Origin of the sequence: Peptoniphilus catoniae (assembly GCF_901447155.2) — a bacterium.
Lineage (GTDB): Bacteria > Bacillota > Clostridia > Tissierellales > Peptoniphilaceae > Peptoniphilus_E > Peptoniphilus_E catoniae.
This window is the reverse complement of record NZ_LR588417.1, coordinates 100592-125835: the sequence shown is the minus strand read 5'-3', so window position 1 is coordinate 125835 and position 25244 is coordinate 100592. Positions and strand designations below refer to the sequence as shown.

Sequence of the window (25244 nt, the reverse complement as noted above, 5' to 3'; positions counted from 1 at the left end):
GAGCCAGGATCAAACTCTCGATTGTAATTTGTCCTTAGCTTCAGTTCTTTTTACTGACTTTTTCCGCTAAGCTTCTTTGCTTATGATTTCTTACACTATTTAATTATCTTGGTTCTTGCTGCCTTTTTTGAGGTAGCTTGTCTATTATATATTGCCTCGTTTTGTTTTGTCAAGGGATTTTTTTACTTTTTTTATTTTATTTTAAATGTAATGTTTCTTAATGAATAAAAAACATAAGCCCTTCTTATATGAAAGGCTTATGTTTTTATTTTTATTTATTTTTCTTAAACTTATTTGTTAAAGATTTTAGCAACTGCATCCTTAACCTTTTTGTCGTCTGCTAGGTAAGGAATAGTGATGTGTCCGTCACTACGATTCTTGTTAAATTCTACTGCAGTTTCAATAGCGTGTTCGTTTCTAGCCCAGTTTCTTCTAGCAACTCCGCCCATAACGTCCCAGCTTAGAGATAGTTTAATAATTTCGTCTACTCTTTCTGATCCGTCAAGAACTAGTCCGAATCCACCATTAATAGATTTACCTATACCAACACCGCCACCGTTGTGAAGAGCTATAACTGACATACCTCTTGCTGCGTTACCTGCGTAGCATTGTACTGCCATGTCTGCACATACGTTTGAACCGTCTCTGATGTTTGAGGTTTCTCTGAATGGAGAGTCAACGCCTGATACGTCATGGTGGTCACGGCCCATCATTACAGGACCAATCTTGCCTTCACGTACTAGTTTGTTAAATGCTAGAGCTATTCTAACTCTTCCTTCTTCGTCTTGGTAAAGAATTCTTGCTTCTGTACCTACTACTAGCTTGTTCTTTTCAGCGTCTCTAATCCAGTTGTAGTTATCTCTGTCTTGGTATCTTCTGTTAGGATCGATAGCTTCCATAGCTGCCTTATCTGTTTGGATTAGGTCTTCGTGCTTACGGCTTAAGCATACCCATCTGAATGGTCCATATCCGTAGTCAAATAGAAGTGGTCCCATAATATCTTCAACGTAGCTTGGCCAAATGAATCCGTCTTTGTCGTCTACGCCGTTCTTAGATATTTCTTTAACGCCTGCATCATATACAGCTTTCATAAATGAGTTACCATAGTCAAAGAAGTAAGTTCCCTTAGCAACTAATGCTTTGATAACTTCAAAGTGTTGTCTTAATGTATCGTTAACAAGTTTAACGAATTTGTCATGATCTTCAGCAAGTAGTCTTGTTCTTTCTTCGAAAGAAATTCCTACTGGACAATATCCACCATCATATGCGTTGTGGCATGAAGTTTGGTCAGAAAGTAGGTCAACGTGAATATTGTTTTTGTCAATGTAATGTAGAAGATCTACAATGTTTCCGTGATAAGCGATTGACATTGCTTCTTCTTTTTCTAGATATTCTTTAGCAAGTTTCATTGTTTCTTCTGGAGTTTCAGCTACTTTTGAAACCCAACCTTGTTCAAGTCTTGTTTCAATTCTTGAGTAGTCAACTTCTGCAACAACACCTACAGCGTGAGCGATTTCTGCTGCTTTACCTTGAGCACCACTCATTCCGCCTAGTCCTGATGTTACAAATAGTTTTCCTCTTAAGTCGTCTTCAGCCTTAAGACCTAATTTTAATCTACCTGCGTTTAGGATAGTGTTAAATGTACCGTGAACTATACCTTGAGGTCCAATGTACATCCAGCCGCCTGCTGTCATTTGTCCGTAGTTGGTAACTCCCATTTCTTCTGCGATTTCCCAGTCATCATGGTTGTCATATTCGCCAACTAATAGACCGTTAGTGATTATAACTCTTGGAGAGTTCTTTCTTGATGCGAAAAGTCCTAGTGGGTGACCTGATTCAACAACTAGTGTTTGTTCATCAGTCATTACTTCAAGGTACTTTTTAATAAGTCTGTATTGCATCCAGTTGTGACATACAGATCCTGTTTCACCGTAAGTTACTAATTCGTAAGGATATAAAGCTACGTCAAAGTCAAGGTTGTTTTCAATCATTACTTGGCAAGCTTTACCTTCAATACAGTTACCTTTGTACTCATCAATTGGCTTACCGTAAAGTCTTCCTTCAGGTCTAAATCTGTATCCGTAGATTCTTCCTCTAGTTGTAAGTTCTTCTAAGAACTCAGGAATTAATTGTTCATGGAATTTTTCAGGGATGTATCTTAGTGCGTTTTTAAGTGCCAATTCAGTTTGAGCTTGAGATAATCTAAATCCTCTGTCAGGTGCTCTACGAATTCCTTCTTTAAACTTAGGAAGTTCAGGAAGTTCGTCGAACTCTAACTTAATCTTCATTGCTCCTGCAATATCATTATTGTTTAGCATTTTTATTCCTCCTTAAATAAAATATAAACTTTCTGAAAGATATATTATGCTTTTTTCGTCTTTAAAAAGTCAACGTCGAGAAAACGTTACAATCTCCACTTGAAAATTTGCCCAACTATTCGGTCTTGGCCCCTTAGATGTTAATTAGACCCATGGTAGATTTAATTTAATTAGTATATTATACTAATATATGTACGTTTCCAATAACAATTATAAACCATACAGACAACATTGTAAAAGGATTTGATATTTTTAATAATGGAGGTAATTATGACTGCAGATAAAATTTTATACAATCTTAATGAAATCTTTGTCCCTAATGACCCGGGACATCCACTACGTGGAGATGAGATGAACAAGGCTACAGTTTTAAAGAACGGATATATAGCTATAGCCGACGGCAAAATTTTAAAAGTTGGAGAAGGCAGTGTGCCTGAGGAACTAAAGTCCGACAAAACTAAAATGGTTGACCTTAAAGGCAAAACCGCAGCTCCAGGTCTTATAGATGCCCACACTCACCTTGTGTATGGCGGTAGCCGTGAACATGAATTTTCAAAGAAGTTAAACGGAGTAACCTATCTTGAAATTCTTGAACAAGGCGGTGGCATTCTTTCTACTCAAAGAGCTACAAGAGAAGCTTCTTTTGAAGACCTTTACAATAAAACCGAAAAGCTTCTTGATCATATGATGGTACATGGAGTTACTACTGTTGAAGCTAAATCAGGCTACGGTCTTAACTGGGAAACTGAAAAAAGACAAATGGAGGTTGTTAAAAAGCTTGACAAGGACCTTCCTATAGATCTTGTATCAACTTTTATGGCAGCTCATGCAATACCTACAGATCTTAAAGACAATCCTGATAAGTTTGTAGATCAAGTTATAGAAATGATGCCTAAGGTTGTTGAAGAAAACTTGGCTGAATTTTGTGATGTTTTCTGCGAAAAGGGAGTATTTACAGCGGATCAATCAAGAAGAATCTTAAAGGCTGCTCAAGAGGCCGGACTTAAAACCAGAATCCATGCTGATGAAATTGAATCTATTGGCGGATCAAGTGTAGCGGCTGAACTTAAAACTACATCAGCAGAACACCTTATGGTTATAACTGATGAAGATATTAAAAAACTTGCTGAGGCAGGAGTTATAGGAAATCTTCTTCCCGGAACAACTTTCTCTTTAATGGCTGATACTTTTGCTCCTGCAAGAAAGATGCTTGATGCAGGTATGGCAATTACTCTTACTACAGACTGTAATCCAGGTTCATGTCCAACAGCAAACCTACAATTCATTATGCAATTAGGCTGCTTGGCTATGAAGCTTACACCAATTGAAGTATATAATGCAGTTACTATTAACGCTGCTTATTCAGTTGCAAGAGCGGACAAAATCGGAAGCTTTGATGAAGGAAAGGATGCAGATATAACTATATTTGACGCACCTAACCTTGACTATACTTTATACTTCTTTGCTACAAACCTATGCTCACAAGTTTATAAAAAAGGTGAGTTAGTAGTAGAAAACAGACAAAGACTTAAATAATTTTTAAATTAAAGGGCGGGATTGCCGCCCTTTTTTATGTTCTTATATTTAAGATAAACATTTTATAGTTCTTAATTTATATGAACTTCTACAAAATTTTTCAAATAATTGACATATTCTTTAACTTATAATAAAATTTATTTAATGCACACATAGCTCAGTAGGATAGAGCGAGGCTCTCCTAAAGCCTAGGCCGGGGGTTCAATTCCTCTTGTGTGCACCATAAAAATTTTTATACTATAAAAAAGGACCTACTCTATAAACAAGTAGGTCCTTTTTCTTATTTCTATTTGACTTTTAATCACAAACTTAACTGTAATCCATATCACTTTCTTTTTTATTAAAATGCCTTTTTAAAATGTTTTCTATTTCATCAAAATCTCTTTTCTTTATAGCTTCAAACATAAGGCGGTGTTCCTCAAAGTGTATATCTTTATAGGCACTTTTATTGTAAATTGATGTTAAAAGTAAAAGATTTACTAAACTGTCAAACTCTCTACCCATATAGACATTATCCGTTGCAACAACAAATTGCCTGTCAAAGTTAAGGGATGTTTTAATGTATTCATAATCAAAGGCTTTTTTCATTTCATATATTTTTAAATGGTCCAAGTATGCTTTCTCAAGAAGATCTTCTAAAATAGCCACCCTATTCTTTTGCCTTATCAGGTTAAGAGAGCCTAGGAGTAGAATTAAAATACTCTCATTTAAGTCGACAATTTCCTTTTCAGATAAGTCAATAACCTTGTATTTAGAGTTGTCGGATAATTCAATTAAACCCTCCGCCTCCAATGAGGACAAAGCTTCTCTAATAGGAGTATTGCTAACAGAAAGTTGCCTTGTAAGCTCCTGAATATTTATATATTCTCCAAGCTTATATTCCTTTTTTAGAATTTTCTCCTTAATTAAATCAAATACCTGTCCTTTAATACTTATCCTTTTAATACGCATAGAATCTTCACATCTTCCATTATAAATTAATAAAGAGCAGCTATAAATCTGCCGCTCTTTATATACCCAATGAGTATTCTATTATAATCATTAAATTATTTCAAATGCTATAAATTTTTTATTCTTCAAGCTTATCAAAGAAGAAGGTTTTTATTGCTGAGATAACTTGAAGTATAAAGATAAACAATACTACAAATCCACCTGCAGCAGCCAAGTCCTTAACTCCTTGAACTCCCTGTTCTCCTCCGCCAAAGGCTGCCATAACTATAGCTATACAAGCAATAGTTGCACCCCAGATAATTTTCATAGGTCCGGGAGCCTCAGATCCTATAGGAATATTTTTCATGCACATAGATGCAATTGATGTTGATGTAGCATCAGCAGCTGTTACAAAGGACATTAGAATTATAAAAAGATTAATCGGGATAATAATAGCTGACAGAGGCAGACTCTTGATAAATTCAAAGAGAGCCATAGTTGCATTGGTATTTTGAATTGCGTTTACTAAATCCAATTCTCCTGTCATTTGCATAAATAAAGCATTGTTTCCCCAAACTCCGAACCAAATGATACCGAAAATAGCCGGTAACAAAAGGTTTATAGTTAAAAATTCTCTAATTGTTCTTCCATAAGAAATTTGTGCCAAGAAAATTCCCGTTACAGGAGCATAGGCAATCCAAACGGAAAAGTCAAATAGGGTCCATGAACGAACTAAGGCTTCTCCACCTATATCAATAGGATCAAGTCCCCATCTCCAGAAGTTATGTAACCACTCAGCCATACCTGCTGTAGTATTTCTTAAAATAAACAAAGTCGGTCCTACAACAAATAAGAAAATTAACAGTCCATAGTAGAAGTAAGCATTTAAGTTACCCACCTTTGCCAAGCCTTTATCAAGTCCTACATAAGAAGATGCTGAGAACAAAACTACAATTAAAAGACCTAAGCCTATAAATAAAGGCATAGTTGATTCAATACCATAGCCTGATTTTAAACCTGTTGTTAAAAGTACAAGGCAAACTGTAAATCCTGAAGAAAGTCCAATAGCTACTCCCAGCATGGATAAAACGTCAATTACAGTTGATGCTTTTGAGTTCTTGATTTTTTCTCCAAATAAAGGTGTAAGAGTTGATGTAACTGAAAGCTGTTGTTTTTTATTAAAGTATACATAGGCTGTTAAAACACCCATTAAAGCATATATTGCATAGGGAGGGAAGGTCCAGTTGTAGAAACATCTTCCCATGGCAAAGCGTAGAGCTTCCTCTGAAAAAGGTTCTATTCCAAGCTTGTCCAGCTCTCCCCAAACATTACCATAATAAATAATAGGTTCGTTAACACCCCAGGTAACAATACCTGTAGCAACTCCACCTGTTAGAGTCATGGCAAACCAAGTCATAAATGAAAAACGAGGTTTGGCGTCCTTTCCTCCCAGACGAATACTTCCTACCTTGGAAAACATAATAGTTAAGGTTAAAATTAAAACAAAAATCGTAATAATTTGGTATAGCCATCCGAAATTGTCCAAGGACCACTTAAATATATTATTTGATATAGTTGATAGAGCTTGGTTATTTACAATTCCGATTATAGCGGCAGTAAACATTAATATAAATCCAGGGATAAAGACTCCCCAACGAACTTCTTTTTTATCAATTTTTTTCTTTTCCATGTTCCACCTCAGATATTTATGAATTTCTTTGATTTAATACACTCATAAGCTTTTTGTATGTCTCTGGAAAGATTTCTATCCTTGTCATAGAACTTAACATACTCTCTAAAAATCTTATAAGCTTTTGAAGTGCCTCGACCTAACTTAATATCTCCTCTTAGGTCTATGGCTTGTGCAGCATGCATTGCTTCAATTCCTAATATGTAATAAATATTGTCCAGCATTTGCATTATCTTATAGCAAGCTAGAGGCAAATTACTTGCATGATCCTCAATTCCTCCTGCCATTGCATAAAAGTCCATTGAAGAAGGATTTGCAAGTCCTCGATTTTGAGTATCAAGCATTGTATATGTTTTTTGAATTGTACCAAAGGCAATTGTTGTAACTTCTTTAGGTGTTAAGAAACGGGTTAAACCTGTGAAAGCCGGATCTGCAAGTTTAATCATTCTGTAGCAGGATGACTTTGATAAGTGACTAAGACCAACAGCCAACATCTCAACTCCTATAGCAAGGGAAGTAACCTCGAAGTTGGAACTTACAAAAGATGATTGTTCATCAATAATTATGCAAGGATTATCGTCTGTTGAATTCATGGATATGTTAAGTTGTTCCTCAACATATTTAAGGGCATCATATAAAGCTCCGTTTACTGAATGTGCACAACGAAAACTTAATGGGTCTTGAAGAGCTCTTTTAGGGTCATACTCATAAAGGTAGCTGCCCTTTAAAAATTCTCTACACATACTTGCAGCTTCTATTTGACCCTTAATTCCTCTAAGGGCATTTACGTCTTCTCTAAGTTGTTCAGTAACTCCGTTAAGTCCTTCCAAACTCATACAGAAAACAAGGTTGGCCATTTTTACAAGATCTTTAATCTCTTTAAGTATAATAGCGGTCATAGCCTCTCCCTGAGCGTTGGAAGAAACAATGCTAAGTCCATCCTTAGGTCCAAGCTTTACCGGTTCAAGCCCTACCTTGTCCATGGCGATTTTAGAATTTACAATTTCACCATTAAAGCTTACATCCTCTTCTCCAATAAAGGCCAAGCCTATATGTGAAAGTGTCGTAATGTCGGCTTCACCTACAGAGGACCTCATGGGAATTCTTGGATGGATTCTGTAATTCAAAAAACTTTTGTAATGGTCTGCCAAATCCAAGCTAAGACCTGTGCAACCTGCAAGGGCCTTATTAAGTCTAATTAGTAGAATTGCCCTTACCTGTTCATCTGTGTGATAGGGGCCTACTCCTAAACAGTGAGAATTTAAAAGGTTCCTATTGTATTGAGCAAAAAAATCTTCGTCAAATTCCTTGTCCTTGTTCCAACCTACCCCTCTGTTCAGTCCATATACAGGTTTTCCTTCAGCCGCCATATCAAATAAAATTTGCCTTGCAGCCTTAACGCGATTTTTCGCATCATCTGAAATATCAACTAAGCGATTTTCAAATGCCACTTCATAAACATCTTGAAGGCTTAAAGGTTTGCCTGTTAAAATTAATTTTTCCATCTACTCACCTCTCTTTATTTTTTTCATTTAATGCATCTATATTATTGACGGTTCTTCCAAGGTTAACCTTTGCATACAGGGCACTATTAATAGCATTTATTATTCCATAGAAAAGAATTTTTTATAAAAAATTCCTCTCCCTTTTATTATATGAATTGTCCCTTTAAATTTATTTTTGTAGTCTCTAACCTTAGAAAAACCTTACACATTAATGACTTGTTTAAGAAAAACCGGAGTTTTAAGTTTGTAGTTAATTATTTTTAATCTCTTAGAGAGATTAAATCTTACGTGTTTTTTACGCCTATTAATTACTTCCTCCAGGGCATAAAAAATTTGTCAACACTTGAAAAGCATCTTATATGCATTGTGCACGCTTTTGTGCGCTAACATTCTACCACTCATGCTATAATAATATTACTTTATAGTTATAGTGTCAACACTTTAATTAATTCTTATCCTCTAAATAATTTCAGCTAATTTACTCTATAGTTTTAATTTTGTTTTTACTTTGAATTTTTATATAAGATAAAGTGTTTCTTAACAATATAAAGTACATCCCCTATATGAGAAATTTATTATTTTATTAGAAATAAATAGAAAAAGCGGATGCCACATATAATTTATAAATGGACACCCGCCCTTTTCTAATATCTAATTATAATTTACTTGTTTAACTAGATAAGAGATAAGATTTTATTTTATAGTCTAAACTAAATTATTTATAAATTTTATCTCCTTTTATTGCCTCTGCAAGTTTATCTTTGTCTACAGGGAGTCTGTCTATCCTTACCCCTACCGCATTGTAAATTGCATTTAAAATTGCAGGTGCTACAGGGTTTAAGGCACCCTCTCCCAATCCCTTTGCTTGATATGGACCAAAGGGGTGAGTTTCTTCTATTCTAAAAGTTTCAACTTCAGGTGCTTCTAAAATTGTAGGAACGTGAAGATCCTTGTAGTTCTTCCTTACTATTTGACCTTTTTCCTGTTCGAAGTTTTCTCCAAGAGCATAGCCCATGCCCATTACTACGCTTCCTATAAGCTGACCATCTACAAGATCAGGATTAATGGTTCTTCCTACATCGCTTGCTGCGTAAACCTTTAATACCTTTACTTCCCCTGTCTTTGTATCAACTTCAACTACTGCAATTTGTGCGGAATATATATAGGTTGTATAAACCTTTCTGTCGGGATCGTTGTTTATATTGTTTCCGTCATCTTGAAGAGGAAGTACGATTTTATCAACATAATAGTATTCTTTTACCAGCTTGTCCCCATTTTCCTTTAGCATTTTTGCTATTTCCTTATAGGTCATGGAGAAATCATCCTTTAAGTCATATACTCCCTTTTCGTTCATATCTAAAAGTGATGCATTTCTTTTCTTCTTATCAGCAACATAGTTTAAAAGAGCTTCCTTAAACATAGTGCAAACTGCCTTGGCTGAGTTTCCGAAGCCGTAAGTTGCACGGGATGCACTGGTACTTCCTGTTGAATATGGTGATACATCGTTATCTACAGGGCCTATATTTACATCGTCATAATCTACTCCTAAGGTTTGGGCTGCTATTTGACATACTACGGTGTCAACGCCTTGGCCGCATTCAACTGCTCCTGTATGAATTAAAAACTTTCCGTCATCGGTAAGCTCAATTTTAGTTCCGGCTCCGTCTTCCATTCCGTTTCCATATCCGCCGTTTTTAAAGGCTCCTGCTATTCCGTAGCCTACTTTTTTATCGGGGCCTGACGGCTCAGGTAGCCCTTCTTTTTCAAAAGCTTCATGAATTGCTTTTAGACAATCTTTAAAGCCACAGCTATAATCTATAATTTGTCCGCTTGGAGTTTGTTTACCTATTTCAAGTCCGTTTTTCATTCTGAACTCAAAAGGATCCATTCCTATAGCTTCTGCAGCCTTATCCAAAAGGGTTTCATTACATACCGTTACTTGAGTACTTCCGTAACCTCTAAAGCATCCTCCATAGGTGTTATTTGTAAAGACTATTGTGGATTCAAAATCGGTATTTGGTACTGAGTAAGGTCCTGAACCCATAGCTGCTGTACAGGTTGCAAGAAAATCTCCCAAGCTGTTGTAGGCTCCTGAATCTATTAGGGCTCTACCTTGAATTGCCATCAAACTTCCGTCATATTTAACCCCTGTCTTATATTTAAAATGAATAGGATGACGTTTAGGTGTCAAGGCTTGTACCTGTCTACGAGATATAGTAACTCTTACAGGTTTTTTAGTATAGTAGGTTCCAAGGGCTGCAAAAATTTGTAAAGTTAAATCTTCAAGTCCTCCAAAAGCTCCACCTGCAGGTCTGTTTACATACCTTAACTCTTCATCCTTAAGATTTAAGGCCTTACATACATCTCCCTTTATTTTAGTAGGGTTTTGTCCTGTTCCATAAAGCTCCATTCTACCATTTTCATCATATCTTGCAAGGCTGGCATTAAGTTCAAGGATTCCGTGTTCAACTCTTTGAGTTACAAATTCCTGTTCAACAATTACATCGGATTCAGCAAAGCCACGTTCAACGTTTCCTTTTTTAGCCTTTGAAACATGGTAGGCATTAGGGTATTCTGGGTGAACTCTTTCAGAGTTGGGATCAAGTCCTTTTTCAGCTGTATCTATTACATCTAAAACTTCATAGTCTATTTTTATAGCCTTGGCAGCCTTGTCTGCATTTTCAACTGTATCTGCAAATACTAAAGCAATGGGGTCTCCTATAAAGTGAACCTTATTTACGGCAAGTATATCTTGAGGATATACGTCTTCAACAAAGGTCTTCTTTCCCGGTATGTCCTTACTTATTATAATTTTTTCAACTCCCGGCATTTTTTCAGCCTCTGAGTAGTCTATATTTTTTATATTTGCATGAGGATAATCGGTAAATCTTAATCTGCCTTCAAGGGCTCCTTTAAAAGGAAAATCGTCCACAAATAATGTAGCTCCCGTTACCCTTTCAATTCCATGCTTACTTGCAGGGCTTTCTCCAACCCATCCTTTTTTATTTTCAATTTTGTTGGGGATCTTCCCGTCAATTATATCTATAGCAGTATGTACAGATTCAATTATTTGTTGATAGCCTGTGCACCTACATATATTTTCTTTTAACTGATTTTTAATTTCTTCATCGCTGGGATGAGGATTTTCATCTAATAGAGCCTTTACCGCAAGTATTACTCCCGGAGTGCAGTAGCCGCATTGAAATCCGTGTCTTATTAAAAATGCCGTTTGAATCGGATCAAGCTCTCCATTGGAAGCAAGACCTTCAATTGTAGTTATCTGTGCTCCGTCAAGCTTATCAAGCCTTTTGGTACATGATTTAACAGCCTTCTTATCTATAATTACAGTACAGGTTCCGCATTGAGCTTGACTGCAACCATCCTTAGTTCCTACCAACCCCATGTCTTCTCTTAAAAAACGAAGCAAGGTTTTTTTGGTTTCTTCGGTTTTTACTTCTTTACCGTTAATTTTCATAGTTACCGTCATAAATCTTCCCCTCCATCTTATTTAAGCTGATTTTTTGTCTACAAAAGGCCTTCCATAGTTTACCTTGTTTCCGGACATTTCAATAAATCCTATAGATGATGTATAAAAAACTATAATACCGTCTATTAATAATGCAATGCCTGCTACTTTGGTAAGAAGTTCTTCAAGGACAAATCCTGACCAGCCAACTGAACTGACACCTATTGCCGCAAACAGAATAATAAAAAAGTCGGTTTTCGGACTTACTCTGTTGGCATAAAGAATAACAAAAAGCATAAGTCCACTTACTATGTAAATTACGCTTGCTATTTGAGTAGAAAATGCTATTCCTTTAGCTTTTGCTATTTCATTTGCTATAGTAAGGCTTCCTCCTGTGCAACCGAATATAGTTGCAAAAATAAAGAAGGTATTTCCTCCTATGCCGGATCCTGATTTTAAAATAAATACTGATCCTATGGTGTAGCCTATAAATACGCTAAGTTGTAAAACCCCTACAGCAAGTGCCGCCCCTTCATTAACCACTCCTAAAAGCATAGCTGCAAAGCTGAAGCATAGACAACAATAAATAAATGTCGTGGCAGGTGCTGCATTTACTATAACACTTGGTCTAACTGTTACCCTACTGTCCATAATCTTCCTCCCTTCATATAAACCACAACCTTACGTCTTGCCTATCTATTACCCCTGATTTAATAAATTATCTATTTATTTAGATAAATAGATAATTTATTAAAAAGAGAGCCCTCTCGGCGGCTCTCTTTTAATTTTTATATACTATTTTACCTCGACAAATGGTGTATTTAACCTTGCCTATTAATTTTTCCCCCAGGTAGGGAGAATTGTCTGATTTTGATTTAAAGTCCTTTACTATATACTCCTCATTGGGATTAAAGATTACTATATCTGCAGGTCCTCCCTTAAAAATTCTTCCCGCCTTTAAATTAAAAAGCTTTGCCGGGTTTATTGTCATTTTTTCTATTAGTTCCATAAGGCTCAAGTGACCTTTTTTAACTAAATTTTTATTACCAAGACCAAGGGCAGTTTCAAGTCCTATAATACCTGATGGGGCTTTTAAAAGTTTCCTTTCCTTTTCTTCCTTACTATGAGGAGCATGGTCCGTTGCTATTATTGAAATTGTATTGTCCTTTAATCCTTCTATTATTTTTTGCCTGTCCTCTTCTCTTCTAAGGGGGGGATTCATTTTTGCAAGGCTTCCCTTTTCAAAAACCAGGTCCTCTGTTGATGAAAAGTGGTGAGGAGTAACCTCTCCATAGAGCTTGGCTCCCATTTTTTTGTAGTATCTCATAAGGTCTACAGTTCCACCTGATGATATGTGTTGTATATCAACTTTTGCTCCCGTCCTTAAAGACAAAAGACCGTCTCTTGCAACAAATACCTCTTCTGAAATAGCCGGAGCTCCATAAACTCCTAAGGCATCTGAAACCCTCCCATGATTTATTCCGTTTTGCCTGTTAAGGGACGGGTCTTCTTCATGAAAGGATATAGGTACATCAAGATTTTTTGCTCTTTCCATTGCCTCAACTATAATATCCGTCCTTGTGTTGGGTATGCCGTCATCTGAAAATCCTACGGCTCCCTCCTTTATCATGGCTTCCATATTAACAAGCTCCTCACCCTTCATTCCAAGGGTTAAAGCTGAAACTGTATAAATATTTATTTTTGACTCCTCGGCCCTTTTTATAAACTCCCTTAAGGTTTTTACATTATCCATAACGGGTTTGGTATTTGCCATACATACAACTGATGTATAGCCTCCACAAGCTGCGGCTTCCGATCCTGAGGTCAAATCTTCCTTATAAGTAAATCCCGGATCTCTAAAATGGACATGAATATCTACAAAGCCCGGAGCTGCCACTAGGTCCTTGCCATTAATTGTTTCCTCATCACCTATGTCAATCTGCCCTATTTCCCTTATAAGTCCGTCTTTAATTAGGATGTCACAAACCTTATCAGTTCCCGATTCAGGATCCATAAGTCTTACTTGTTTTATTAACATACTTTACCTCCCTGCTTTAGCTGAATAATCAGTTTCCTCGCTAACTACTTTTTTGAAATCTACCTTATTATATTGAATTTGAAAGTCATTTATGGTAGCTTTTTATTGTAATATTTGTCAAAATACTAAAGGTATCTATTATTATAGTATTATTTAAAGTTTATTTGTAAATAACTTTTTCCAATACTGTTAGGAGGCGAACAATATGGCTGATTACAATATGTTGGACATTTTAGGACCTGTAATGGTAGGTCCAAGCTCCTCCCATACTGCAGGAGCTTGCAGAATTGCAAATGTGGCTCTTAAAATATGCGGAGAGGATTTTGAAAAGGTGGAGTTTATCCTTCATGGTTCCTTTGCAGCAACCTACAAAGGTCATGGCACCGACAAGGCTTTGATCGGTGGCATAATGGGATTTTCAACCTATGATGACAGACTTAGAAGATCTTTTGAAATAGCCGAGAAAAAGAAGCTTAACTACATATTTAAAACTGAAAACTTAGGAGAAGCTTATCACCCTAATACAGTTAAAATTAATTTTTTCTACAAGGACAGACAGGAGTATATAATCGGCAGCTCCATTGGCGGCGGTGCAATTGAAATAGTTAATATTAACGGAGTCAGCCTAAGCTTTAGAGGAGAGTTCCCTGTAATACTTCTTCAGTACCACGAACAAAAGGGTGTTATAGCCTATGTTTCATCACTGCTTTTCGGCAGGAATTACAATATAGAATCCATGAACACCGACAAGGACAATATAAGCAATATAGTTACTCTTACTATAGAGTTGGATCAACCTCTGGCTGAAGACTTAAAATCTGAGATTCTTGAATCGGAAAGATTTATTTTCGCCAAGTATGTGGAGGTGTAACAATGTTAAACAAGGCACAGGAAATTATAGACCTATGTAGAGAAAAAAACTGTCATATTTATGATCTGGTTATTGAAAATGAGTGCAAGACCCTTAAAATGACTGAAGAAGAGCTAAGGGCCTATGTAGATAAGGTTATAGAGGTTATGAAGGACTCAGCAAAGTCAAACCTTACCAAGTCCGACGAAACCAGATTTAAAATGATTGACGGCTTTTCTAAAATAACCTATAAATATGCCACAGACAAGGAGCCTATTATAGGAAGGTTCGCAGCAAAGGCTATGGCAATGGCTTTTTCAACTTCAGAGGTTAATGCCGCCATGGGTAAAATTATAGCGGCTCCTACAGCAGGTTCATCAGGTATTATGCCCGCCATGTTAGTAGCAGCTTCTGAAAGATATAATTTTGACAAAGAAACATTACAAAACGGTTTTCTTACATCTGTAGGTATAGGACAGATTATAGGAAAATACGCAACCTTTGCCGGTGCAGAGGGAGGCTGTCAGGCAGAGTGCGGTTCGGCCTCTGCGATGGCTACATCCGCTCTTGTAGAAATGCTTGGCGGCAGCCCTGAGGAAATTTTAAATGCCGCTTCAATTACCTTGATAAATGTTTTAGGACTTGTATGCGATCCTATTGCAGGACTTGTTCAGTATCCCTGCACCTTTAGAAACGCATCCGGTGTTATTAATGCATTTATAGCAGCCGATCTTGCCCTTGCAGGGGTGAAATCTATAGTCCCCTTTGAAGAGGTGGTACAAGCCATGTCTGAAGTTGGAACAAGCTTGGACGAGGGTCTTAGAGAAACGGGACTTGGAGGTCTTGCCGGAACCAAAACCGGACAAGCCATTAGAAAAAATTTTTTAAATTTGGAGGAAAAAAATGACTGAGTCAAAAAAATTTACCTTGGGCTTAATACCCAAACTTATTATCGCAATTATTATAGGTGTAATTTTAGGAGGCTTTTTACCTGAAACTGCAATTAGAGTAATTGTTACTATTGGAGGGCTCTTCGGAAAGTTCTTAAACTTTGTAATCCCTCTTATGATTGTTGCCTTTGTAGCTAAGGGTATAGCAGACCTTTCAGAGGGAGCGGGAAAATTACTTGGAATTACCTTAATCCTTTCCTATGGCTCAACTCTTATAGCAGGTACTTTGTCCTATACCATGGCTTCAAATATTTTTCCTAGCTTTATCTCAGCTGAAATGGCTGAAAAGGTTAAAAATATTGAAGGCCTTGAGCCCTTCTTTACTATTCCCTTAAACCCTATTCTAGAAGTTACATCAGCTTTGGTACTTGCCTTTATGCTGGGCCTTACTGTTTCCATTTTAAGATCTAAGAACCAAGGTCAAGCTTTCTATAATTTAATATCTGAATTTAATGAAATAATAGTCCTTGTACTTTCAAAAGCAATTATTCCGGCACTACCTTTTTATATTTTTTGTAACTTTGCAAGTATGAGCTATTCAGGTTCAGTTTTCGCAATACTATCAATTTTCATAAAAATATTCGGCTGCATTATAGTCCTTCACATATTGTATCTTCTTGCAATGTTCCTAATTTCAGGTACCTATTCAGGAAAGAATCCTATTAAATCCTTTAGAAAAGCTCTTCCGGCTTATGTTACTGCAGTAGGTACTCAATCAAGTGCCGCTACAATTCCTGTAAACGTAAATTGTAACAAAAATATAGGAGTAACAAAGCAAATAAGAGAATTTGTAATCCCACTATGTGCTACCTGCCATATGCCAGGATCAATGATTACACTTACAGCCTGTGTCTATACACTTCTTTGTATGTATAGCATGCCTCACAGCTATGCTCTTATAATTAAGTTTATAGCAATTTTAGGAATTACCATGGTTGCAGCTCCGGGAGCACCGGGCGGTGCTGTTATGTCAGCCCTTCCCTTCCTACCTGTTGTTGGAATAGCTACAGAAAGTCCTTTGGCTACAATTCTTATATCCCTTTACATTACTCAGGACTCTTTCGGTACTGCAGCAAATGTAACAGGAGATAATGCTATTTCCATGTCAGTAGAAAAATTCTACTACAAGAACATACTTAAAAAGCCTATACCTAAAGAAACTGAAGAGGCTTAAATTAAATAAAGCCTATTAAAATAAAAATGACCTGAGAAGTTGTCCTTCCCGGGTCATTTTTTAATCTTGGTAAAATTTTTCCTTATTTATCTTCAAATAGTCAAAAAGCCTATCTTCATTCTCATCAAAATTTACAACTCTTTCTTTTGGAAAGCTAACTTCTTCAATAAGCTTAAGGGCTTTTTTAAAATCTCCCACCTGATAATCAACATGGGCATCTGAATTAATTATTATATCCACCTTATAATCCTTACAAAGCTTTAAAATTTCAATGTTATTTGATTTTGCATTTATCCTTGAGGTTTCCTTAGTCAATGAAGAATTATTAAGCTCAATTAATATGCCCTTTTTCTTAGCTGCAAGTACAAGCTCCTCTTTGTCTATAGGGTATCTGTCATCATCAGGGTGTCCTATTATTCTTACCTTCTTCATGTCCATGGCCTTTATTAAGGCTTCGGTATTATTTGTAAGTCCTCCATCCTTTATACAGGCTGAATGAAGTGAAGCTATTAGATAATCCAAATTTCTAAGGTGCTTGTCTTCTGTCAAGTCAAGTCTTCCACAATAGTCTATAATATTTGCCTCGGCTCCCCTTATTAAATATATGCCGTCAAAATTCCTCTTTAGAATCTTCATATTGTAAAAATATACATTATTACATGTTCCCGGCATTTGTTCAGAGTGTTCACTGGTTCCTATAAATTTAAGTCCTTTTTTCTTAGCCTCTTCAATATTTTCCTTAAGAGTTGAGTAGGCATGTCCACTAACTATTGTATGTGTGTGAAGATCACATAGCATCTCTATAAAACTCCTCCTTAATTACCTTTACATCCTCTCCCGGTCTATAACCGGCTTTTTTACTGTGTACATTTATTATACCTTGATTAGACTGAAGTTTGTACTCAAATCCGGTTCCCATATATTCTATTGATATTACCTTGGCGCTTATGCCTGAGTTTCCCTTTGATATAGACAAATCCTCAGGCTTTACAGGGTAGAGGTTTTGATTTGCGAAATTTGCCTTAACCGCTTTATCCTTAAAGGTAATATCACAGCCCTCAACCTCAAATAAATCTCCTTGCCAGCTTCCTCTTATAAGATTTGACTTTCCTACAAATTTTGCAACATATTCGGTTTTAGGACTTTCATAAATTTCAAAGGGGCTTCCCTCCTGTTCAATAATGCCGTTTTTTAAAATAACTATTCTGTCGCTCATTGCCAGGGCCTCGCCTTGATCATGAGTTACATAAATTATTGTGGACTTAAACTTGTCATGGATCTCCTTTATAAACTTACGCATTTCAATTCTCAAGTTTGCATCAAGAGCGGATAAAGGTTCGTCCATAAGAATAATTTCAGGTCTTGTTATAAGCGCCCTTGCCAATGCAACTCTTTGCTTTTGTCCTCCTGAAAGATCATCAGGATAAGACTTTTCAAATCCTTTAAGTCCAACTATATCAATCATGCGATTTATTTCTTCATCAGCATTGGACTTTTTATTCCTTCCTTTAACGGCATACTCCAAGTGTTCTTTTACATTCATATGTGGCCAAAGAGCAAACTGTTGAAAAACCATATTAAGGTTTCTGTCTTGAGGAGGAAGAAAAACTTCATTGTTTTTTACAAAAATCCTGCCGTCTTTTATAACCTCTCCTGAATCTATTCCTTCAAAGCCGGCAATTATTTTTAAAAGTGTAGTTTTCCCACAACCACTGGCCCCTAAAAGGGAAATAAATTCTCCTTCCTTTATTTCTAAATTTATATCTTTTAAAACGGCCTTATCTCCAAAACTCTTATACAAATTTTTAATTACTAAACTCATTTTTTCCTCCACTATTTATTTTTTCCATTAATATATACATAGCTAAAAGCACTATTAAAACCAAGGTAGACATGGCATAGGCCAGATTATAGTCCCCTGCCTGTTGTAGGTTGAAAATAAAAAGCCCTATTGTTTTTGTAAAGGGCCCTGACAGTATGGCTGAAAGGCTAAGCTCCGACAGGGAATAGACAAAAATAAGTAGACTGGATGTTAAAACATATTTATAAATTAAAGGTAGAAAGATTTCAGTCCACTTTTTTAAACTTGACCTGTTAGACAAAACCGCCGCATACTCAAGGCTTGTTGATATTGAAGAAAACCCTTGATAGGCCGACTTCATGTCTATAATTAAAAACCTGCTGACATAGGCTATTAAAATAATTACGGAGCTTGCATAAAACCCTATATTAAGTCCTGGTATAGGCTTTGCCCAATGAAATATCATACACAAAGCAAGTACCATTCCAGGTAAAGAATAGGAAATACTTGTAGCCTTTTCAAGAATGGAAATACTTAAATCAAACTTTTTCTTCCATTTAAAATAAGCATAGATTATAGATAAAAAAGCACATATTATAACAGTTATTAAAGCGTAGGTTAAACTGTTGGTAATGGACATTTTTATAGAAGATATTGAAAATAAAGACCTATAGTTATCAAGGCTTAAATTTGAAAAAGAAAATCCATCTACATAGTTGCCTACAAGAGATGAATATATCATAAAGCCTATAGGCACAATATTTATAAAGATAAATACTAAAAAGGTCAATACTTCAATAAAACTTCTTGTTTTCGGCTTAAAAGAGTATCTTATTTGTGTGTCCTCAGATGAGTCCTTACCTGTTCTTGATCTTTTAATTATTGACGACTCAATTCCGGATACAGATACAGAGATTATAAACAGAAGTGCCGACAAAACAGCCGGGTCTGTAAATCCTCCTGTTGATATAGAAATCGTCTTTTCATAAATTAAGGTAGACAGAACTGAAATCCCTGCAGGCACTCCTAAAAAAGCCGGAATGGAAAAGTTGTCCAAGCTTGATAAAAATACAAGGACAAAGGTGCTTACAAGAGTAGGCGTAATCTGTCTTAAATTTATATTTCTAAAGGTTTCAAAGCTTCCATAATTCAATAGTTTGGAAGCATGTTCATTGCTTAAGGGCACCTTTATAAGGCTCCTATAAACACTTAAATAAACAAAGGGAGTATAGCAAACCAGCATAAGAAAAACTATCCCCCCTATTGAATATAGGTTAATAGGCTTAAGTCCTACTGACTTAAGAAGTTTTGTAACTATACCTACATTGGATGTTATGTTGGTCCAAGCAAGAGTCATAATATAGCTTGGCACAATAAAGGGCAGATAAACTAAAACCTTTAAAAGTCCTTTAAATCTTATATTTGTATAGGCTATTATAAAGGCCAGGTAAGAGCCTACAATAAGGGTTATAAAGGAAGATGATATACCTATAATAAAGGTATTTATTATTCCTTTAATAACCCTTTTATCTGAAAATATTTTACTGTAGTTTATTATAAGTCCATCCCCTTGAAAGCTTCTTATAAAAAGCTTTATAAAGGGGATGACAAATATAAATACAACTACTATAGCAATTAAATAATCTAGCAGCTTATCTCTTTTCAAATTAGATCCCTCTTATTGGAATATTTTTGAAAATTCTTCTTTATCGGCTTCCCTGTTTTCCAATAGGACTTTGTCATCTCCTGACAGGATATTTAGTTCCTTGGCAGACTTTAATCCTTCAGGTGCTTCTATATCTTCTCTAATAGGAGTGTAGCCCATAGATGCTGCAAGCTCTTGACCTTCCTTTGAAATTATATAGTCATAAAAGGCTTGTGCAGCTTCAAGGTTTTTACTTCCTTTTACAATACCTACTGGTTCAGTAACTATAGGTGATCCTTCTTCAGGGTAAATAAATTCAACAGGTGCCCCTTCTTTCTTTGAACGATTAGCCATATAGTCAACAATTATTCCAAGTCCCTTTTGTCCGGAAACTACTGATTTTTGAACTGCACCATTTCCCTTGTCCACTAAAATGTCGTTGTCTTTTAGACCCTTATAAAAGTCCCAGCCTATACCGTCAGTTCTGGTTAAAAGTGAAAGATTATAGGCAGCAGCTCCTGAATACAAGGGTGAAGGCATAATTGTTTGAGATTTTGTTTCAGGACTTATTAAATCTTTAAACCCCTTTACCTCACCTGAATAAATATCAGTATTTTGAATTATACCTGTGGAAATTATCTTTGTTCCGGCATAATAGTTTTCCTTGTCGTAAAATTTTTCATTAAGTCCGTCAAGCTCAGGGGAAACATACTTGTCAAGTATGTCTTTTTCCTTTAAGATTTCAAAGGTAACAGTGTCTGCAACTAAAACTACATCAGCCTGAAGAGCATTAACCTCTTTTTCAGATAAAATTTTTGAAACAAGTTCCTCTGTTCCTGATCTGAATACTACTACATCAGCTTCAGGGTAAACTTTTTTAAAACCATCTACCAACTTTTTAGCATCCTCTTCAGGTTGAGAGGTATATAAAGTTATTGTTCCCTTTGCTTTTTTACCTTCAGTTTGTTCACTTACAGTAGTATTTGCCTCTTTTGTATTTTGAGTGTTCTCTGTATTTCCCGTGCCTGCCTTTTCATTTCCACCTGATGAGCAAGCTACAAGAGCAAATGTCATTAATATTATAGCCAACAATCTTTTCATATTATTTTTCTCTCCTTTAAAAATTTTAAATTCCTATCTAAAATAAAAGTTGTTCTACCTATTTCCATTCCTTCGACTACCATGGGAAGATTTTTTTCTCCTATCTTTTCTATAATCTCTTCCATAGGAAACATTCCCCTATCAAGTTCAGTATGATACTTATCCCTAAGCCTGTTGCTTATATGAACCTTAGAAATATTTTTTAAATTGTTAAGGTTAAAGTATATTTCATCCAGGTTGTCACAATGAGCAACATCAAGGGTGTATAAAAAATCCTCGTAACTACTGCCTGTAAGCTTTTTTAAAGAATAAAGATCTATAATAAATTCCTTTTTTATTTTTTCCATTATCTCTATAGACACCTTAACTTTTTTCTTTAGAGAATAGTTGAGAATAGCACTAAAGCTTTCCCTTAAAAGATCGTAATAAAATTCTTCTTTAAATCCTACAGAAAATCTCCCCGGATGGATGGTAATTTCTCCTGCTCCGATTTTACTTGCCAGGTCTATATCAGCTAAGGTTTCCCTTAGACTTAAGTCCCTGACCTTTTTGTTAATTGATGCTAAGTTTAAATCCCAACTCTTTGCGTGAAGAGTAAGATTCAGATTAAACTCCTTTGCTAAATCCCTTATCTTTTCAGAAGAAAGATTTTTATTTTCGATTTGTTGAGACCAAAATTCTATACCTGATAAATTGTTTACACAGGCACAGTCAAAAATTTCCTCCTCAGAAAAATCCCACATAAGAGAAGATGAAATAAAAATTCTCTCTATATCAATCACCTCTTCTATAATCTATAGAGCATATGTATAGAAAAAATATCTGAATTTTAAAATTTATGTAAAATCTGTAAAAGCCACCTTGAGGTTATTAGCTTAGCTTTAAATAAGAATAAATAATGTAAATATGAAAAAGACCCACATTAATTTGTGAATCTTTTATTAGGAATTATTAAATTGTAGAATTTTTTAAAATATAAGTTCTAAAAGTCCATAGATTACAAGTTGATGTAGCAAATAAATCTTAAGGGAGTTTTTGCCTACCAGGGATAAAATATTTTTGCTGCCGTAGTATCCGAAAAAGTCTTTTTCCTTTAAAAGTTTACCAAGTCCATACCCGAAAAGATAAATAAATATCCAGGGTATTAGAGGAAAGTAGTCTGATGATCTAAAAGTTTCCTTAGGAAATCCCAAAATAAATAAATTCATTCTGTATAAAAACTCCGGTACTTTTATTTTATAGATAAATAGATTCAAGTAGCCTGCATCAATATTATAAAAAATTATAAAGAGCAAGATGAAGACAATCATCCAAAAGATGTTTATTTTGTTGAGCCTTTCCTTTAAAAAGCCGCAAATAATCATGGATCCGCCAAGACCATTTAAAACGCCGAAAATTATAAGCTCATTTCTAATAAAAATATAAGTTACCAAACTTATAAGAAGACCTAAAAGACTTACTATAAGACCTTTCTTTATAAGCTTATCCCCTTTTGTAAGATAAGAGCTTATTCCTGATATTATAAAGAAACTGACAGCTATTGAAATTTGCCAAGGTCTTACTTTTTCTATTGTATAAAATTCTATGTCCCTTCCGAAAATATAAACTAAATCATAAAACAGGTGATAGAAAATCATGGATATTATTGTAAAGCCTCTTAATGTATCTATATAATGAACTCTTTTCACCTAATCACTCCCGCCTGAAAGTCTCTACTAAAAAATTTTTTTGAACTCTGATATAATATACCCATTAGGAGGAATAGTTATGATGGGAAAAATTTTAGTTGTAGATGATGAAAAGGCTATAGCTGAAATAATTGAATACAACTTAGATCAGGAAGGTTATGAAATTACCAAGGCCTTTGACGGAAAAGAGTGCCTTGATGTTTTTAAAAATAAAAAATTCGATCTTATAATATTAGATGTTATGATGCCTAAGCTTGACGGCTTCTCTGTCCTTAGAGAAGTTAGAAAAACTTCAAGTGTGCCTGTAATTATGCTTACTGCTAAACAGGAAGAAGTGGATAAGGTCCTGGGTCTTGAACTTGGCGCTGATGACTATGTGGTAAAACCATTTTCCATGAGGGAACTTACCGCAAGAGTTAAGGCCATCTTAAGAAGAAACGGTTTGGAAAGTGAAGAGTCCTTAGATTCAAATGTAATTGAAGCCGGGGATCTTGTTATTGATCTTGACAAGTATGAAATTAAAAAGAAGGGCAAGGAAATTAATCTAACCCTTCGTGAATACGAACTTTTAAAATACCTTATTGAGCAATCCGGTCAGGTTGTATCAAGGGAAGAACTTCTTGATAAGGTTTGGGACTATGAATATTACGGAGATATTAGAACGGTGGATGTAACAGTAAGAAGACTTAGAGAAAAAATTGAGGACAAGGGCAAGGATTATAGATACATTCTTACAAAGCGCGGTGTAGGTTACTATTTCGGAGGATAAAATGTTCAGCAGTATCAGATATAGATTTATAACTATATATTTTGTACTGGTTCTTATTTGTATGGCCATAGTTGGAGCCTTTATTATTAACAGACTTGAGGTGGTACAAATTGAAAGTGCCGGCAAGGAAATGAATAGGACTCTTATGTCTATAGAAAATACATCAGGTTATTTGGCAACTGATGTTTGGGATGACAAGGAAAAGGAAATTCATAAAAGTCTTTCATCCTGGCGTATTTCTCAAAACGATACTATTTACGCCATATCAGCATCAAAAGATGTGCCTACTATAATAACCTCAACATCAAATGCTGAGGTTTCAGGAAAATCAGCCCTTTCCCACAAGTCCTTGGAGCCGAGTTTAATCCTCAAGGCCTTAAAGGGCGATGAGGCTGAAACTATAGTTATAGGAGAAATCGATAACCTTAACTCCAAACACATAGCGAAACCTATATTTTCCCCTGAAGGAAAAATAAGAGGTATTCTTTATATGACATCAAATCTGTCTGAGGTATATGATGTTGTTGACAAGGCAAGGTCCATACTTACCTATGCTACAGGTATAGCTTTGCTTATTACTACGATTTTAGGTTATATAATTGCCAAGTCCATTACAGAGCCTATTCGTACTGTAACTAAAAAAGCCTCTCTTATGGCAAAGGGCGACTTCAGTCAAAAGGTCGATGTAAAATCCAATGACGAAATTGGAAATCTAGGTCATATGTTTAACTACCTTACTGACGAGCTTAATGTTACCATCTCAAAAATGGAGCTTGAAAAGTCCAAGCTTAACACTATTTTTAATCACATGACTGAAGGTGTTGTTGCAATTAACAGAAAAGGACTTTTAATTCAGGCAAATCCCATAGCAAGAAAAATTTTAAATATTGATACCGATTATGTAGACAGATTTTTTGATTTGTCCACACTTAACATTAAGGTTGACTATAACGACCTCTCTTCCCTTGAAGGGGAAAGTGAAGTGGAAATAAAGGACAGGTTTTACAAAATCAAGTATGCTCCCTTTATGTTAAAGAGCCTCTATGACCTGGGTATTATAGTTGTTTTACAGGATATGACCAAGGAACACGCCCTTGACTCCATGCGTAAGGACTTTGTTGCAAATGTGTCCCACGAGCTTAAAACACCTATTACTTCCATTAAGTCCTATGGAGAGACCCTTCTTATGTCTAAAAACTTAAATCCCAGAGAAAGAAAATTTCTTGAAGTTATAAATAACGAAAGTAACAGAATGTCTTCTCTTGTTACGGATCTTTTGGAGCTGTCTGATTTGGACTATAAGTCCTATAAGCCGAAGTTTGAAAGAATTGACACCTATGATCTTATAAGCTCAACCTTAGATCACTTGGAGCTTCTTATTAAAGAGAAAAAACACAAGATAGTTTTAGACATTCCCATGGATATAAAAGATATTTCAGCAGACAGAAACAGTGCCGACAGAATTTTAATTAACATTATCTCAAATGCCATAAAATATACAGATAAGTTTGGCAAAGTGGAAATATCAGCCTACTCTGATGATAATAAGGTTTGTATAGTTGTAAAGGATAACGGTATAGGTATACCAAAGGAAGATATGCCTCGAATTTTCGAAAGGTTCTACAGAGTTGAAAAATCTCGCTCAAGGGAAATGGGCGGCACAGGTCTGGGTCTATCTATATCAAAAAACCTTGCAGAGTCCATGGGCGGCTCTCTTGAACTTGACTCGGACTATGGTAAGGGAACGGCAGTTAAAATTACCCTGAAGGCATGTGGGTGATTT

19 protein-coding genes and 1 tRNA gene are annotated in these 25244 nt (G+C 35.7%); 7 read left to right on the top strand and 13 right to left on the bottom strand.

What is annotated here, in order from left to right:
* Positions 1-290 precede the first annotated feature (290 nt).
* Positions 291-2318 (bottom strand): urocanate hydratase, encoded by a 2028-nt coding sequence (hutU, locus tag PEPCATONIAE_RS07330; protein WP_138160491.1) that lies wholly within the window; start codon positions 2316-2318, stop codon positions 291-293.
* 270 nt (positions 2319-2588) lie between these two features.
* On the opposite strand from hutU, the gene hutI reads away from it, so the two are divergent.
* On the top strand, positions 2589-3854 hold the full coding sequence (gene hutI / locus PEPCATONIAE_RS07325; RefSeq protein ID WP_138160490.1) for an imidazolonepropionase: 1266 nt from the start codon (positions 2589-2591) through the stop codon (positions 3852-3854).
* 146 nt (positions 3855-4000) lie between these two features.
* Positions 4001-4077: transfer RNA gene (locus PEPCATONIAE_RS07320), tRNA-Arg, on the top strand.
* An 86-nt stretch (positions 4078-4163) separates the two neighbouring features.
* Here the strand turns inward: PEPCATONIAE_RS07320 and PEPCATONIAE_RS07315 are convergent.
* The 6 genes from PEPCATONIAE_RS07315 to PEPCATONIAE_RS07290 form a co-directional block, all read right to left on the bottom strand.
* Positions 4164-4805, bottom strand: coding sequence for a GntR family transcriptional regulator (locus PEPCATONIAE_RS07315; protein WP_138160489.1), 642 nt, complete (start codon positions 4803-4805; stop codon positions 4164-4166).
* Positions 4806-4923: 118 nt separating this feature from the next.
* Complete coding sequence (locus tag PEPCATONIAE_RS07310) at positions 4924-6474, bottom strand: BCCT family transporter (protein ID WP_138160488.1); 1551 nt, start codon at positions 6472-6474, stop codon at positions 4924-4926.
* 8 nt (positions 6475-6482) lie between these two features.
* Positions 6483-7979 (bottom strand): HAL/PAL/TAL family ammonia-lyase, encoded by a 1497-nt coding sequence (locus PEPCATONIAE_RS07305; RefSeq protein ID WP_138160487.1) that lies wholly within the window; start codon positions 7977-7979, stop codon positions 6483-6485.
* A 715-nt stretch (positions 7980-8694) separates the two neighbouring features.
* Positions 8695-11466, bottom strand: coding sequence for a molybdopterin-dependent oxidoreductase (locus PEPCATONIAE_RS07300; RefSeq protein WP_138160486.1), 2772 nt, complete (start codon positions 11464-11466; stop codon positions 8695-8697).
* 21 nt (positions 11467-11487) lie between these two features.
* Positions 11488-12096, bottom strand: coding sequence for a hypothetical protein (locus PEPCATONIAE_RS07295; RefSeq protein WP_138160485.1), 609 nt, complete (start codon positions 12094-12096; stop codon positions 11488-11490).
* Between the two features lie 130 nt (positions 12097-12226).
* Positions 12227-13483 carry a dihydroorotase gene (locus tag PEPCATONIAE_RS07290; RefSeq protein ID WP_138160484.1) on the bottom strand — a complete coding sequence of 419 codons (1257 nt, stop codon included), beginning with the start codon at positions 13481-13483 and terminating at the stop codon, positions 12227-12229.
* Between the two features lie 205 nt (positions 13484-13688).
* On the opposite strand from PEPCATONIAE_RS07290, the gene sdaAB reads away from it, so the two are divergent.
* From sdaAB to PEPCATONIAE_RS07275, 3 genes are read left to right on the top strand one after another with little or no spacing between them, the layout of a single operon-like run.
* A complete protein-coding gene (gene sdaAB / locus PEPCATONIAE_RS07285) occupies positions 13689-14354 on the top strand; it encodes an L-serine ammonia-lyase, iron-sulfur-dependent subunit beta (RefSeq protein WP_138160483.1) in 666 nt (221 codons plus the stop codon).
* Positions 14355-14356: 2 nt separating this feature from the next.
* A complete protein-coding gene (sdaAA, locus tag PEPCATONIAE_RS07280) occupies positions 14357-15244 on the top strand; it encodes an L-serine ammonia-lyase, iron-sulfur-dependent, subunit alpha (protein ID WP_138160482.1) in 888 nt (295 codons plus the stop codon).
* A complete protein-coding gene (locus PEPCATONIAE_RS07275) occupies positions 15237-16457 on the top strand; it encodes a dicarboxylate/amino acid:cation symporter (RefSeq protein ID WP_138160481.1) in 1221 nt (406 codons plus the stop codon). Before sdaAA ends, PEPCATONIAE_RS07275 begins: the two co-directional genes overlap by 8 nt.
* 60 nt (positions 16458-16517) lie before the next feature.
* Here the strand turns inward: PEPCATONIAE_RS07275 and PEPCATONIAE_RS07270 are convergent, their stop codons facing one another.
* The 6 genes from PEPCATONIAE_RS07270 to PEPCATONIAE_RS07245 form a co-directional block, all read right to left on the bottom strand.
* Entirely contained in the window at positions 16518-17255 is a 738-nt protein-coding gene (locus tag PEPCATONIAE_RS07270) for a phosphatase (RefSeq protein WP_138160480.1), read from the bottom strand.
* On the bottom strand, positions 17245-18279 hold the full coding sequence (locus tag PEPCATONIAE_RS07265; protein ID WP_138160479.1) for an ABC transporter ATP-binding protein: 1035 nt from the start codon (positions 18277-18279) through the stop codon (positions 17245-17247). The genes PEPCATONIAE_RS07270 and PEPCATONIAE_RS07265 overlap by 11 nt, the downstream gene beginning before the upstream one ends.
* Positions 18263-19924: an ABC transporter permease gene (locus tag PEPCATONIAE_RS07260; protein WP_138160478.1), complete on the bottom strand. Its 1662-nt coding sequence runs from the start codon at positions 19922-19924 to the stop codon at positions 18263-18265. The genes PEPCATONIAE_RS07265 and PEPCATONIAE_RS07260 overlap by 17 nt, the downstream gene beginning before the upstream one ends.
* Positions 19925-19936: 12 nt before the next feature.
* Positions 19937-21004: an ABC transporter substrate-binding protein gene (locus tag PEPCATONIAE_RS07255; protein ID WP_138160477.1), complete on the bottom strand. Its 1068-nt coding sequence runs from the start codon at positions 21002-21004 to the stop codon at positions 19937-19939.
* Positions 21001-21786, bottom strand: a complete 786-nt coding sequence (locus tag PEPCATONIAE_RS07250; protein ID WP_138160476.1) for a TIM barrel protein — start codon at positions 21784-21786, stop codon at positions 21001-21003. The genes PEPCATONIAE_RS07255 and PEPCATONIAE_RS07250 overlap by 4 nt, the downstream gene beginning before the upstream one ends.
* Positions 21787-21972: 186 nt before the next feature.
* The gene (locus PEPCATONIAE_RS07245; protein ID WP_138160475.1) at positions 21973-22692 is read right to left on the bottom strand and encodes an acetyltransferase domain-containing protein; all 720 of its coding nucleotides are present in this window, start codon (positions 22690-22692) and stop codon (positions 21973-21975) included.
* Positions 22693-22771: 79 nt separating this feature from the next.
* Between PEPCATONIAE_RS07245 and PEPCATONIAE_RS07240 the strand changes: the two genes are divergently transcribed.
* The gene (locus tag PEPCATONIAE_RS07240; RefSeq protein ID WP_138160474.1) at positions 22772-23461 is read left to right on the top strand and encodes a response regulator; all 690 of its coding nucleotides are present in this window, start codon (positions 22772-22774) and stop codon (positions 23459-23461) included.
* 1 nt (position 23462) lies between these two features.
* Positions 23463-25241, top strand: coding sequence for a HAMP domain-containing sensor histidine kinase (locus PEPCATONIAE_RS07235; protein ID WP_138160473.1), 1779 nt, complete (start codon positions 23463-23465; stop codon positions 25239-25241).
* The last annotated feature ends 3 nt before the right edge of the window (positions 25242-25244 follow it).

What these genes read in the sequence shown, in the direction of transcription:
- hutU (WP_138160491.1), bottom strand. Translation starts at nt 2,318, where the DNA reads ATGCTAAACAATAATGATATTGCAGGAGCAATGAAGATTAAGTTAGAG.
- hutI (WP_138160490.1), top strand. Translation starts at nt 2,589, where the DNA reads ATGACTGCAGATAAAATTTTATACAATCTTAATGAAATCTTTGTCCCT.
- PEPCATONIAE_RS07315 (WP_138160489.1), bottom strand. Translation starts at nt 4,805, where the DNA reads ATGCGTATTAAAAGGATAAGTATTAAAGGACAGGTATTTGATTTAATT.
- PEPCATONIAE_RS07310 (WP_138160488.1), bottom strand. Translation starts at nt 6,474, where the DNA reads ATGGAAAAGAAAAAAATTGATAAAAAAGAAGTTCGTTGGGGAGTCTTT.
- PEPCATONIAE_RS07305 (WP_138160487.1), bottom strand. Translation starts at nt 7,979, where the DNA reads ATGGAAAAATTAATTTTAACAGGCAAACCTTTAAGCCTTCAAGATGTT.
- PEPCATONIAE_RS07300 (WP_138160486.1), bottom strand. Translation starts at nt 11,466, where the DNA reads ATGACGGTAACTATGAAAATTAACGGTAAAGAAGTAAAAACCGAAGAA.
- PEPCATONIAE_RS07295 (WP_138160485.1), bottom strand. Translation starts at nt 12,096, where the DNA reads ATGGACAGTAGGGTAACAGTTAGACCAAGTGTTATAGTAAATGCAGCA.
- PEPCATONIAE_RS07290 (WP_138160484.1), bottom strand. Translation starts at nt 13,483, where the DNA reads ATGTTAATAAAACAAGTAAGACTTATGGATCCTGAATCGGGAACTGAT.
- sdaAB (WP_138160483.1), top strand. Translation starts at nt 13,689, where the DNA reads ATGGCTGATTACAATATGTTGGACATTTTAGGACCTGTAATGGTAGGT.
- sdaAA (WP_138160482.1), top strand. Translation starts at nt 14,357, where the DNA reads ATGTTAAACAAGGCACAGGAAATTATAGACCTATGTAGAGAAAAAAAC.
- PEPCATONIAE_RS07275 (WP_138160481.1), top strand. Translation starts at nt 15,237, where the DNA reads ATGACTGAGTCAAAAAAATTTACCTTGGGCTTAATACCCAAACTTATT.
- PEPCATONIAE_RS07270 (WP_138160480.1), bottom strand. Translation starts at nt 17,255, where the DNA reads ATGCTATGTGATCTTCACACACATACAATAGTTAGTGGACATGCCTAC.
- PEPCATONIAE_RS07265 (WP_138160479.1), bottom strand. Translation starts at nt 18,279, where the DNA reads ATGAGTTTAGTAATTAAAAATTTGTATAAGAGTTTTGGAGATAAGGCC.
- PEPCATONIAE_RS07255 (WP_138160477.1), bottom strand. Translation starts at nt 21,004, where the DNA reads ATGAAAAGATTGTTGGCTATAATATTAATGACATTTGCTCTTGTAGCT.
- PEPCATONIAE_RS07240 (WP_138160474.1), top strand. Translation starts at nt 22,772, where the DNA reads ATGATGGGAAAAATTTTAGTTGTAGATGATGAAAAGGCTATAGCTGAA.
- PEPCATONIAE_RS07235 (WP_138160473.1), top strand. Translation starts at nt 23,463, where the DNA reads ATGTTCAGCAGTATCAGATATAGATTTATAACTATATATTTTGTACTG.